Here is a 12,248-nt window from a genome sequence, read left to right as displayed (position 1 = left end):
CTGGGTAGCCGGGCGAGATCGCGAGGACAGGCTATGGCGACATACCGCCGGGGACGGATGCCCCTACGGGTGCGCTTGGTCGCCGCCACCCTGATTCTGGTGGGGACTGGACTTGCGCTTTCGGGGGTTGCGGTCACCACCATCCTGCGCGACCGGCTGATTAGCAGGTTGGACCGGGTTCTGGTCGACGAAGCCAAGATCTGGGTGGAAACGATGCTGCCGATGGAGCCGGACCCCTACCCTGGCCACAACCCCGACCGACCGCCGTCGCGGTACTACGTGCGGGTCGTCGACCCTGCTGGCCAAACCTATACGGCCATCAACGATGGAAACGCGGAACCGGCGGTCCCTGCCGACAACGATGTTGGTCCCGACCCAGTAACGTTGCCATCCGTCGATGGATCCAAGATCCTGTGGCGCGCGGTCTCGTTGCGCGGCACCGATGGCACCCTGATCACCGTCGCGGGTGATCTGGCCGACGTCCGCAACACGGTCCGGTCCCTGGAGTGGTTGCAGCTCGCCTTCGGCACCGCAGTGCTGGTCATGCTCGGCGTCGCGGGGTACGCCGTGGTGCGCCATAGTCTGCGGCCCCTGGCAGAAGTCGAGGAAACCGCTGCGGCGATCGCCGCCGGCGAGCTGGATCGCCGGGTCCCGCAATGGCACCCGCGGACGGAGGTCGGCCGGCTTTCGTTGGCGCTCAACGGAATGCTGGCACAAATTCAACAGGCGCTGGCGTCGTCGGAGGCCTCAGCCGAAAGGGCTCGGGATTCGGAGGCTCGAATGCGGCGGTTCATCACCGACGCCAGCCACGAGCTTCGTACGCCGCTGACCACAATTCGTGGCTTCGCGGAGTTGTATCGCCAAGGCGCTGCCCGTGATGTCGCTTCGCTCCTGGCGCGAATCGAGAATGAGGCGAGCCAGATGGGCCTGCTCGTGGACGATTTGCTGCTGCTGGCCCGGCTCGATGCGCAGCGGCCGCTGGAACGCCAGCAGGTGGACCTGTTGGTGCTGGCCAGCGATGCCGTGCACGCCGCACGGGCAACCGACCCCGAGCGCACCATCACGTTGGAAGTCGTTGACGGTCCCGGCACCCCGGAGGTGCTCGGCGACGAGCAGCGGCTCCGGCAGGTGCTGAGCAATCTCGTTGCCAACGCGCTACGGCACACGCCAAAAAGCGCGCACGTCAGCGTGCGGGTCGGTACCGAAGATAGCGACGCCGTACTTGAAGTGGCCGACACGGGGCCCGGTATGAGCCGTGAGGACGCACTGCGGGTATTCGAACGATTCTTCCGTACCGATTCATCGCGGGCGCGTAGCAGCGGCGGAACCGGATTGGGGTTGTCGATCGTCGACTCGTTGGTGCGTGCCCACGGCGGTGCTGTCTCCGTAGCCACCGAGCCCGGGAAGGGCTGCTGCTTCCGCGTCACGATGCCCCGCGTCAGCGACGTCCCGGCGTCGGTCTAGGCGGGCCGTCGGGGCTGAGCCGGGCGACGATGCGAGGCCATCCCGAGGCTCACGCCACCTGGGTCAGCGCCGCCGTGATCTTGGCCTGCGCTTCGTCCAGCGACTCCGGCGACGGGTTGCGGTCGACGTTGGCAAAGCCGAAGTCGCCCAGGCTCCGGGTCGGGAACACGTGGACGTGCAGATGGGGCACCTCGAGCCCGGCGATGATCATCCCGGCCCGCTCGGTTCTGAATGCCCGGCACACGGCTTTGCCGATGAGCTGACTCACCGCCATCACCCGGCCGAATACCGCGGCGTCCACGTTCTGCCATTGATCGATCTCGGCGCGGGGCACCACGAGCGTATGGCCCTGAGTCATCGGCTCAATCGTCAAGAACGCGACGACGTCGTCGTCCTCGTAGACGAAACGGCCCGGCAGTTCACGGTTGATGATCTTGGTGAAGATCGATGCCATTGGTTCAGCATAGGTGCGTCGAGATTGCCGTGACGGCAGTGGTTGCGGGCGTCATCACGACCCCCACGGCAATCTGGGTGACGCGAAATCGTAAGCGCACCGTTGTCATGTCGTACTCGCCGGTCGCGACAATCCACCATGACCCGGTTCACGGGAGGGGTCCTTCGTGCGTTTTCCTTCGGCGATAGTAGCGCTGCTGACCGCGTGCGCCATGTCTGTGGTCACAGCCCTCGTCCCTGGAAGTGCGACAGCAGCCGCGGCCTTCGGGCCGTTGGCGCCACCCAACCCCTTCATGGCGCCACAAGGCCTCGCGTCGATGCACAACGACGCGGGGTCAGCGGACGCGGGACCACTTCCCGGGCCCGGCGCCAACTTCGTGCCCATCTTCGCCTACCCGCTGCTGGCGGCCTGCCCGTCGATCACGCAGGGGACCGACGGACTTGTGGTCGCGCTGTGCACCACCATCGTCGACCAGAGCCCGACGGTACATCTGATCGATCCCGGTGGATTCCTGCCACGAGTCGTCCCACTCGCCAGCCTGCCTGTCGCCAAGGGCGGCCTGCTTGGCGGTGTCTACGCCTACCTGGACGACAACAACGAACTCGTGATGATCGACGGAACCAACCACTTGCTGCACATCGCTCATGCCCAGGATGCGAAGGGCCATTGGCAGCTGATCATCACCGACTCCACCGACGTGTCGAGCGCAATCCCGCCCGGCGACCAATCCGTGGGCGTCGTTCCCGACTACCTGGGCAACGTGTGGTTCGCCAGTGGCAGCGGCGTGGTGGGGGTGGTGAAAGCCGGCGGCGCGGTAGCCAGCGTGCAGCTGCCGGCTGGCGAGCGCGTGGCGAACAGCATCTCGGCCGCCCCGACCAATCGTGTCGCGGTGGCCACGACTTTTGCCCTGTATGAGATAAACCTTGACGGCGGCGGCAACCCGCAGATCCTCTGGCGTCAGCCCTACGACCGTGGCCCAGGCCGCAAACCCGGACAACTGAGCTGGGGAACGGGTTCCACCCCAACCTATTTCGGACCCACCACCGGCGCTGACTACCTGACCATCGTCGACAATGCCGACCCAATAGTGCATGCGTTGGTCTACGAATCCGGTACGGGCAACCTGGTGTGCCAACAACCCGTCCTCACCAAAGGTGGTCCAGGAAGCGAGAACTCACCGATCGGCGTGGGGAACACCATGTTCATTGCCAGCACCTACGGGTACCCGTATCCGGCGGTTCCGCCCGACGCCGGGCCGGCTGTTCCCCCGACGGCACCGTTCCTCGGCGGAATGACCAGGGTCGACGTCGACAACCCCGGCTGTCACACCGTGTGGGACAGCAACGTTCGTAGCGCAGCGTTGCCGCATCTGTCCACCGGGGATGGTCTGATCTACACCATCACCCGGTTCGGATTCGACAACACCACACCTGCCGACATCTTCTCCTTCGCCGTGTTGGACCCCAACAATGGGCAAGTCATACTGCAACAACCTAAGTCGGCGAGCATCCTCAGTGACCCGATACAGACCGCCTGCATGGTCCTGATGGGGAACAGGATCATGCAAGGCAACATCACCGGAATCGGACGCATCGGCTAGAGCGCCGTCACTCCTGTTTGCCGAACTCCATCATGTCCAGGTTCCAGTACCCGCGGAGGTTGGTGAGCAACCCGGCGTCGTTGACGCGGTAGGTGAACACTGCGCGGACCTTGCTGGTGAACCCATTGTCGAACTTGCTGTCGAGTACCAAGAGATGGGCGATCTCGTTAGGTGAACTCGACGGGAATGTTTCCTCGCACGTGACCGTCAACTGATTGACCGCGATGTTGGCGTCGAAGAAGGCGCCGACGGCTTCCTTGCCCTTGATGCCCTCACCATCGGGGTTGGTGACCGACTTACCAATCGGGTCCTCAATCACGACGTCGTCGGCCATCAACGACAGCCAGCCCTCGCGATCGCGGACCTGCACGCAACGCCATGAGGCCTGGGACGCGGCCAGCGCCGGAGATTGAGTTGTTTGGGTCATGGTGATCTCTCCTCTCGGTTGTCACAGTGAGCACGCGGCGCGGGCGCCGTCCTCGGTGGCTTTGCGGATGAGGCCAAGTCCGGTGCAGTCACCGGCGGCATGCACCTCGGTGTCCGGCATCGCGGCGACCACCGCGTCGAACAGGGAGGTGTCCGGCTCGGCGGTTCCGGCCACCACGACGGCGTCGACTGGAAGTTCCCGGGGCGTCCCGCCGGCGGGTGTGAACGCCACGGCGTGCGGGGTGATCCGCTCGACGGCTGCCCGGACGTGGACGCCCACCCCCAATCGGTCCAGCCGGTCCATGTGTTCGGTCCTACGCTTGTTGCCGACCTCCGGGGCGATGTCGCGGCCCGCCTCGAGTACCGACACCAGGCGGCCACAGCCGGCCAGGAATTCGGCAAGTTCGAGGGCGACCAGGTCGCCACCGATGATCGCGACCCGCCGGCCGATCGGCAGCCAGGTGCGGGCGGCAAGCCGAACTGCCGCGGGTCCTACCAGCCGCTGCCGCCAGCCGGCGAGCAGCTGTGCGGCCAGGCGCTGCCACGCTGGGTCGTCGCCCTGCGCGTGGCCGGCCAACAGCTCACGTAAGCGGGGGCCGGTAAACACGTGCGGCAGCTGGGCGCCTGGGATTGTCGGCAGCGCGACGTGGCCGCCGGTGGCGACCACTACCGCGTCCGGCCGCATTGTGGTGATGTCCTTCGCCGAAATGGTGTGACCCAGAATTACTTTCGCCGTGCTGAGCCGGATTTCGTCCCGCAGGTATCGCAGGAATGGCTGGTTTTCCGGATGCAGGACGCACGCCCAGCGCAGCGCGCCGCCCAGCTGCCTGCCGCGCTCGACAAGCGTGACGCGATGGCCCCGTTCGGCAGCCACGCGGGCGGCCTCCAGCCCGGCTGGACCCCCGCCCACCACGATCACGCGCTTGACGCGGGCGGCGCGAGGTGCGGCGAGTTCGCGCTCTTTGCCGGTGCGGGGATTGACTGCGCAGTCGACGGAGAAACGCTGTTCCATGGCGTCAATACAGTTTTCGCAGGAGATGCACGTGCGAATCCGACGGCTTTGGCCGGATTGAAGTTTGTGCGCCAAGTCCGGGTCGGCGAGCAGGGGGCGTCCCATCGCGATGAAGTCGGCGCGCCCGTCGGCCAGGAGCCGTTCGGCGCGCACGGGGTCGTGAATCCTGCCGACGGCGATGACGGGTACGTCGACGACCTCTTTGACGGCGGTTGCCGCGCCGATGTTGATTTCGTCGCCGTCGTCGGCGCCGTTGACCATCCCGGTCACCAGCCGGTCGATCACACCTCCGCTGACGTGGAACGCGTCGACGCCCGCAGTGACGAGTTCGGGTGCCATCCGGGCGGTTTCGTGTATCGGTCTGCCGCCCGCCACGCGCTCATAGCCGGAGATCCGCAGAGTGATCGGCAGTGCTGTGCCGATCTCGGATCGGATCGCCGCGAGTGCCTCGAGAACGACCCGGACTCGGCCGCGAGCGGAGTCGCCCCGGTAGTCGTCGCTGCGCCGATTGCGTTGCGGGGCGAGAAAGGATCCCAAGAGCATGTAGCCGTGCGCAGCATGCAGTTCGAGACCGTCGTAGCCGGCCTCGACCGCCCGGCGTGCGGCCGCTTTGAACAAGTCGAATACTGCCGACAGCTGTTGCTTGCTGATCTCGGCCGACGGACGGCCGGTCAGATAAGAGGGAATCACCGACGGTCCCAATGAGGGCACACCGAATATCTCTGGTCCCAGTCCGTCGGGCCCGGCGTGCACGATCTGGGGTGCGATCTTGGCACCGTGTTCGTGGACCGCGTCAACCAGTGCCCGGTGCGCATCGATCGCGGTGTCGGTTGCCAGGTGCAGGCCACCGGGAGTTTCCGGGTGCTGATTGTCGATTCCGGTGGCGCCCAGCGTAATCAAACCGACGCCGCCTTTGGCGCGGGCCGCGAAGTAGGCTCGCGTTCGGGCCGAAGGCAGCCCGTCAGGGGTGCCGTACATCGTCTCCATGGGAGACATGACCAGTCGGTTGCGCACCGTCATGGCGCCGATGCGTCCTGGCGCCAAGAGGTGCGGAAACCGGGTCACTCAAGACCAAGATTCGTTGTGCCGGGCGAGGCTACCGGTCGGCATCGGTGTATCGGATGATGCCGCGAATGTTCTTGCCTTCCAGCATGTCCCGGTAGCCGTCGTTGATTTGCTCAAGCTGGTACTGGCAGGTGATCATGTCGTCGATGTTGAGCCTGCCGGCTTTGTACATCGTCAGCAGCTTCGGGATGTCGTAGTGCGGGTTACCGCCGCCGAAAATAGTGCCCTGCAGGTTTTTCTGCATCAGCGTGAGCATGGCGAGGTTCAGGGTCACCTGAGTGTCGACCAGGCTGCCGATTGCGGTCAATACACAGGTGCCGCCCTTGGCGGTGATGTTCACATAGCTGTCGACATCGGCGCCCTCCAGCTCGCCAACGGTAACGATCACCTTCTGCGCCATCAGGCCGTAGGTGACCTCGCCGATGCCCATCAGTGCGGCCTCCATGTCTGGATAGACGTGGGTCGCGCCGAACTTCAGGGCCTGGTCGCGCTTCCACTCCACCGGCTCGACGGCGAAAATGTAGCGGGCGCCCGCGTTGACCGCGCCCTGCAAGGCCGCCATGCCGACTCCGCCGACACCGACGATCGCGACGTCGTCGCCCGGCCGGACATCGGCGGTGCGGGTCGCCGAACCGTAGCCGGTGGTGACGCCGCAGCCGACCAGACAGGCCACTTCGAAGGGGATCGATGGATCGATCTTCACCACCGAGCTTTGGTGCACCACCATGTAGGGCGAGAACGTGCCCAGCAAAGTCATAGGGAAGACGTTTTGGCCGCGGGCCTGGATGCGAAACGTGCCGTCGGTCACCGAAGCGCCGCCAAGCAGCCCGGCGCCCAGGTCGCACAGATTACGCATCCCGGCCTGGCAGGTAGCGCACTTGCCGCAGGAGGGGATGAACGCCAACACCACGTGATCGCCCGGGGCCAGGTCTTCCACACCTGGTCCGACCTCGGTGACGATGCCGGCGCCTTCGTGTCCCCCCAGGACGGGGAAGCCGGCCATTGGGATCCCGCCGGTCATCAGGTGATGGTCGGAGTGGCACATTCCTGCCGCTTCCATCTGAATCTTGACTTCGTCCTTGTGTGGATCGCCGATTTCGATTTCTTCGACTGACCACGGCTGGTTGAATTCCCAGATCAATGCGCCCTTGGTCTTCACCGTTAACCTGCTTTCATCATTGAACGTCGGCTACCGCCGGCCACATCATCCACTTGGCAGCCGTTTGTCCGAGTGTAGGGCAGAGGCTTCGTGACGTTTACCACAGTTGTACCGGAGCCTGGCCGAGTGGGTAGTAGCCAGGCACTTTGTCGCCCCCCAGGCTGCGTTCGATGCGTTTCTGCATGCCCTGAGAAAATCCGGGCAGCTTGTTCGTTTTCAGTAACTCCACGTAGAGCGCCGAAACGTGGCCGAAGTCGAAGAAGTCGCGCTGCCAGTTCCATTTGCCGCCGCCCGCATAGCGGAACCAGCTGCCACCGATGCCGTACACCGCAAGTTCGGGGTCGCTGGGGGGCTCTCCCGGTTGCCCGGCGATCTGCTTCCAGAACCCGACCACTTCGCCCTGCTTGTCGTCGATGACGACCCGCTGGTATGGGTAGCGCCAGCCTTGCAGGCCCTCCATTTCCTGGCCCAGCGCGATGTCCCGGATTTCGTCGATGCCGACGCACATCACGTCCTCTTTGGGACCGATGTTCCAGCCGTAGGTGGCATCGCTGGTGTAGAAGTCGGCGAGCACGGTCCAGTCGCCGCTTTGCTCGGCGTCCCGGTTCGCCTGCAACCAGCGCTCCACGACTTCTTCGAGTTCCGCGCGGGGAAATCCAGCCATGGTTATTCTCCTATCCCTCGAACTGTTAGCGCCTGGGTGGGGCAGGAGCGCACGGCCTGCATGATCTCGGTGCGGGCCTCGTCGGGCGGCTCGGCGTCCACAATCTCCACCTGGCCGCGTTTGGGCACACGGAAATAGTCAGGGGCCTCCAGCTCGCACATCGCATGTCCCTGACACAGGTCCAGGTCAACTTCGACTCGGTAGACCATGATCCCCCTTTGTGCCCGTCGTGCCTTCCACCGTCCGCCGGCGATAGCGCACACGGGCGGGCTGGGCCAGCTGTACCACCATCTTGGAATGATCGTTGCGGTAGCTCTCGGGCGGCTGCGCCATCTCGAACTCGTACTCGCGCAACAGCACCGAGAAGATCGCCTTGATCTGCATGGTGGCGAACGCCGCTCCCACGCAACGGTGCCGGCCGGCGCCGAACGGGATCCACGTCCACCGATTGATCAGATCCTCCTGGCGAGGCTCGTCGTAGCGCTGGGGGACGAATGTGTCGGGTTCGGGAAAGTCCTCGGGGATCCGGTTGGAAATCGCCGGGGAGGCGGCCACCAAGTCGCCGGCATGGATCGGCTGACCCTGCACCTCGAATTCGCCTTTGGCGACCCGCATCAGGATGATGAGTGGCGGATGCAGGCGCAACGTTTCTTTGAGAACGTTCTCCAGCCGTGGAATCTGGCGCAACGCATGGAAACTCACCGGCTGCCCGTCAGCGTAGAGCTCGTCGAGTTCTTCGATTACCGAATCGTAGATGTCGCGGTGGCGCATCAATTCGATCAGCGTCCACGATGCGGTGCCCGAACTAGTGTGGTGCCCCGCGAACATCATCGAGATGAACATTCCGGTGATCTCGTCGGCCGAGAATCGGGGGGTGTCGTCCTCGCCTTTGACCGAGATCAGCACGTCGAGCATGTCGCGGTCGCTCTTGTCCGTTGGCGGGTTGGCGATCCGGTTGTTCATGATCGCCTGCACCAGAGCCACCAGACCCTTGCGAGCTTCGTCGCGGCGACGGAAACTTTCAATGGGCAGGTTGGGGTCAACGTAGGCCAATGGGTCGGTGCCGCGCTCCAACTCGTGATAGAGCTGGGCGAAGCGCCCGTCGAGTTCGTTGCGGAACTTCTTGCCGATCAGGCAGGCCGAAGACGTGTAGATCGTCAGCTCCGCGAAGAAATCCAGCAGGTCGATCTCGCCGGCCTGGCCCCAGTCGCCGATCATCCGCCGCACCTGATCCTCGATGGTCACGGCATGGCCCTTCATCTGCTCGCCGCGCAGGGCCGCGTTGTGCAGCATCTCCTTGCGACGCTCCGGGCTGGCGTCGAACACCACGCCCTTGCCGAAGATGGGTGTCATGAACGGGTATGCCTCGGCCTGATCCAGGTCGTCGTCGCTGGACCGGAAAAAGAACTCGTTGGCCTCGGCGCCCGAAAGGAAAACGACGTGCTTTCCGGCCAGCTGAAATGTGCCGACGTCGCCACATTCGTCGCGCACCCGTTGCATCAGTCCGATCGGGTCGGTGCGGAATTCCTCGAGGTGTCCATGTTCGCCCTGACCACCGGAAACTCGGGGAACGGCAACAACACTCATGGGTTCGGCATCCCCTCTTCAGGTAGCGCTAGCTCACGACGGTCTTCGGGCGCGTCGGTCAGCGGCGCCTCGGGTTGGACTTCCATGTTCACCACGATCGATCCGCGGGGCGTTTCGGCGACGAACGCGATGGCTCGGGCCAAATCACCCGGTCGTAGGAAGTAGTTGTGCCGGGCTTGACCCCACTTCGCCCAGTCCGCAAGCATGGGGCCGACTTGTTCGGCCGAGAGCTGCCAGCCCATGCCGGTCAACGTGGGGCCCGGATGCACGATCGATGCGCGAACTCCGGTGCCTTCCAGCTCCATCTGCAGGTTGGTCACCATGGCTACGAGGCCGGCCTTCGCGGCGCCATAGGCGCCCATATGTGGTCGTTGGCGCAGAGCGACATCCGAACCCACGAAGATCAAGTCCCCCCGGCGGCGAGCCACCATGTCTGGCAGCACCGCGGTAGCCAGTCGGTTCGCGCCGATCAGATGTATCTCAACCTGCTCATGGAACGTGTCAGTGCTGACCTCGTGTAGCCGTCCCGGCACCATGTCTCCGGCACCCGATACCAGCAGCTCGATGTCGCCGAGCGCAGCTGTTGCGTGGGCTACAAACGATTTCACCGAATCGGGGTCGGTGACGTCGAGACCGAAAGCAACGGCCTCACCGCCGTCAGCGCGGATCTTGTCGACCAACTCGGTGAGTTTCTCGACCCGGCGAGCGCCGAGGGCGACAGGGAAGCCGCGGCTGGCGAGCTCTGTTGCGGTGGCCGCGCCGATTCCTGAGGACGCGCCGGCAACGATCGCGGGTCGGCGGGCGGGATGCGGCTCGAAGCGGGGCATCTACGTGGCCTTCACGGTGATCGGAAGGTGAGCAAATCCGCGCACGTTGCTGGAATGGACGCGCACGGCGTTGTCTTCGTCCACCTGGTAGCCCTCGATCCGGCGGACCAGTTCGTCGAGCGCTACCCGTGCTTCCATCCGGGCTAGATGCGCACCCAGGCAGAAGTGCGCTCCGCTGCCGAAGCTGACTAGCTTCGAGCCGATTTCGCGGCCGATGCGGTAGTCGTCGGGGTCGTCGAACACGCGGCCGTCACGGTTGGCGGAGCCGGGCAGCAGCAACAACACCTCGCCTGGCGGAACTGTGGTGCCATAGAGCGTGAGATCCTGGGCAACCGTGCGGGCCAGGATTTGGCTGGAATTGTCGTAGCGCAGGGTTTCCTCTACCCACAGCGGGATCCGCGAGTGGTCGGCGAACACCTCGGCCAGCTGATCGGCGTTGCGGGCGCCCCAATACACGGCGTTGGTCAGCAACTTGGTCGTGGTTTCGTTGCCAGCGATGACCATAAGGAACAGGAATGCGACGATTTCGTCGTTGGTGAGTTTGTCGCCGTCAATCTCGGCTGCCAGCAACGCCGAGGTGAGATTGTTTGCCGGGTCCCTGCGGAACTGTGCGATCAGATCGGCGTAGTAGGTCACCAACTCCATCGATGCCTGCATCGCCGACGGTGGAACGTCGGCCAGGCCGTCCTCGCGATGCACCACTCCGTCGGCCAGTTCGCGCAGGCGAGCCCGGTCGGGTTCGGGGACACCCATGAGCTCCGAGATCACATCCATCGGTAGTTTACCGGCGAATTCGGAGACGAAATCGAAAGTGGCGCTTTGTAACGCCGAATCCAGATGGGTGCGGGCCAATTCGCGAACCTGGGGTTCTAGCTCCCGAATCCGACGTGGGGTGAAGCCTTTGCAGACCAACGCACGCATCCGTAGATGCTCGGGGTCATCCATCGCCAGCATCGACATCACGCGGTACGCCTCGGCAGTGCGTGAGGACGGGTCTAGGGATACGCCAAACTTGTTCGACAGCGCGGTGCTATTGCGAAAACCTTGCAGCACATCGTGGTGTCGCGACAACGCCCAGAAGTTCAGTTTCTCGTTGCGGTACAGGGGAGCTTCGTCCCGTAATCGTCGGTAATACGGGTACGGATCCTCGTGGAAGTCGTAGTCGTAGGGATCGAGGATGATCTCCTGACCGCTGACGTCGATTGTCATTGCCCGCCCTTGCTCTTTTCGGCTCCCGCGAGGATGAGGCTGACCACCTCGGCCAACCGGTCGGCGATCTCGTGGTAGGTGAACTGCCCGCTGCCGGCTTGCACCAGCGCGCCGAAGAACGCCATCCGGAGCGCGGATACGGTGCCGGCGTCCGCACTCGGCCCGATCGCTGAGGTGATCCGGCGGTGGATCTCCGCGCCGATCCGGTCGCGGACGGTCCGCACCGCGGGATCTGCCCCGCCGCCGAGCAACGCCGCGGTGCACGCGGCGCCGACCTCGGGCTCGTCGGCGACAACCAGTGCCAGGTGGCGCAACGCATTCTCCACCCGGCTCGGCATGGCCTCGTTGACGTCAGTGAAGTACGGCGCGCGCCGGACCAAGTCGAGGTAGACCTCGGCGATCAGATGGTTCTTCGATGAAAAGTATGTGTAGGCCGTCGCCGGAGCAACCTTGGCGCGAGCCGCCACCATGCGCACCGTCAGATCCGCGTACGGCCTTTCGCGCAGGCTTCGCAGTGTTTCGATGCCGGCGACCAGCAGCTTGCGGAAGGTTTCCTCCTGGCGGCGGTTTCGCTGCCCTTGTCCGGTTTGGTGTCCGGTCTGAGTTGTGACCGTAACCACGGTATCGCTGGACACATGTCCAATTTATCTGAACAGTCCGGAGCGAATCAAGGTCGCCTGGTAAAGACAAAGCTCAGATGCAGTTTACGCGCGGCATCGGGACGACAGCAGCCGCTGCCCTTGCACCGCTGACGCTCTGACTACTATGGTTCGAAGAGGCG

The 12,248-nt window shown here is 64.4% G+C and carries 12 protein-coding genes; 2 read left to right on the top strand and 10 right to left on the bottom strand.

Features of this window, described 5'->3' with window-relative positions; all coding sequences use genetic code 11:
* Positions 1-33 precede the first annotated feature (33 nt).
* Entirely contained in the window at positions 34-1,464 is a 1,431-nt protein-coding gene (locus tag F6B93_RS19990) for a sensor histidine kinase (RefSeq protein ID WP_211696626.1), read from the top strand.
* Between the two features lie 49 nt (positions 1,465-1,513).
* Here the strand turns inward: F6B93_RS19990 and F6B93_RS19985 are convergent, their stop codons facing one another.
* A complete protein-coding gene (locus tag F6B93_RS19985) occupies positions 1,514-1,918 on the bottom strand; it encodes an HIT family protein (RefSeq protein ID WP_211696625.1) in 405 nt (134 codons plus the stop codon).
* Positions 1,919-2,129: 211 nt separating this feature from the next.
* Between F6B93_RS19985 and F6B93_RS19980 the strand changes: the two genes are divergently transcribed.
* A complete protein-coding gene (locus tag F6B93_RS19980; protein WP_246540881.1) occupies positions 2,130-3,518 on the top strand; it encodes a hypothetical protein in 1,389 nt (462 codons plus the stop codon).
* A gap of 7 nt (positions 3,519-3,525) precedes the next feature.
* Here F6B93_RS19980 and F6B93_RS19975 read toward each other — a convergent pair whose 3' ends face one another.
* From F6B93_RS19975 to F6B93_RS19935, 9 genes are all read right to left on the bottom strand, one after another.
* A complete protein-coding gene (locus F6B93_RS19975; protein ID WP_211696623.1) occupies positions 3,526-3,945 on the bottom strand; it encodes a ketosteroid isomerase family protein in 420 nt (139 codons plus the stop codon).
* A gap of 21 nt (positions 3,946-3,966) precedes the next feature.
* On the bottom strand, positions 3,967-6,021 hold the full coding sequence (locus F6B93_RS19970; protein ID WP_211696622.1) for an FAD-dependent oxidoreductase: 2,055 nt from the start codon (positions 6,019-6,021) through the stop codon (positions 3,967-3,969).
* 31 nt (positions 6,022-6,052) lie between these two features.
* Positions 6,053-7,180, bottom strand: coding sequence for an NDMA-dependent alcohol dehydrogenase (locus tag F6B93_RS19965; protein ID WP_211696621.1), 1,128 nt, complete (start codon positions 7,178-7,180; stop codon positions 6,053-6,055).
* Positions 7,181-7,277: 97 nt separating this feature from the next.
* Positions 7,278-7,844, bottom strand: a complete 567-nt coding sequence (locus F6B93_RS19960; RefSeq protein WP_211696620.1) for a nuclear transport factor 2 family protein — start codon at positions 7,842-7,844, stop codon at positions 7,278-7,280.
* A 2-nt stretch (positions 7,845-7,846) separates the two neighbouring features.
* Positions 7,847-8,053 carry a ferredoxin gene (locus tag F6B93_RS19955; RefSeq protein WP_211696619.1) on the bottom strand — a complete coding sequence of 69 codons (207 nt, stop codon included), beginning with the start codon at positions 8,051-8,053 and terminating at the stop codon, positions 7,847-7,849.
* A complete protein-coding gene (locus F6B93_RS19950; protein ID WP_211696618.1) occupies positions 8,031-9,431 on the bottom strand; it encodes a cytochrome P450 in 1,401 nt (466 codons plus the stop codon). The genes F6B93_RS19955 and F6B93_RS19950 overlap by 23 nt, the downstream gene beginning before the upstream one ends.
* A complete protein-coding gene (locus F6B93_RS19945; RefSeq protein WP_211696617.1) occupies positions 9,428-10,258 on the bottom strand; it encodes an SDR family oxidoreductase in 831 nt (276 codons plus the stop codon). The genes F6B93_RS19950 and F6B93_RS19945 overlap by 4 nt, the downstream gene beginning before the upstream one ends.
* The gene (locus F6B93_RS19940) at positions 10,259-11,467 is read right to left on the bottom strand and encodes a cytochrome P450 (protein WP_211696616.1); all 1,209 of its coding nucleotides are present in this window, start codon (positions 11,465-11,467) and stop codon (positions 10,259-10,261) included.
* Entirely contained in the window at positions 11,464-12,102 is a 639-nt protein-coding gene (locus F6B93_RS19935) for a TetR/AcrR family transcriptional regulator (protein ID WP_211696615.1), read from the bottom strand. The genes F6B93_RS19940 and F6B93_RS19935 overlap by 4 nt, the downstream gene beginning before the upstream one ends.
* Positions 12,103-12,248: the final 146 nt, after the last annotated feature.

It is taken from the genome of Mycobacterium spongiae, assembly GCF_018278905.1.
Lineage (GTDB): Bacteria > Actinomycetota > Actinomycetes > Mycobacteriales > Mycobacteriaceae > Mycobacterium > Mycobacterium spongiae.
Note: the sequence above shows the minus strand (reverse complement) of the source record. Positions and strands in the feature narration are given on the sequence as shown.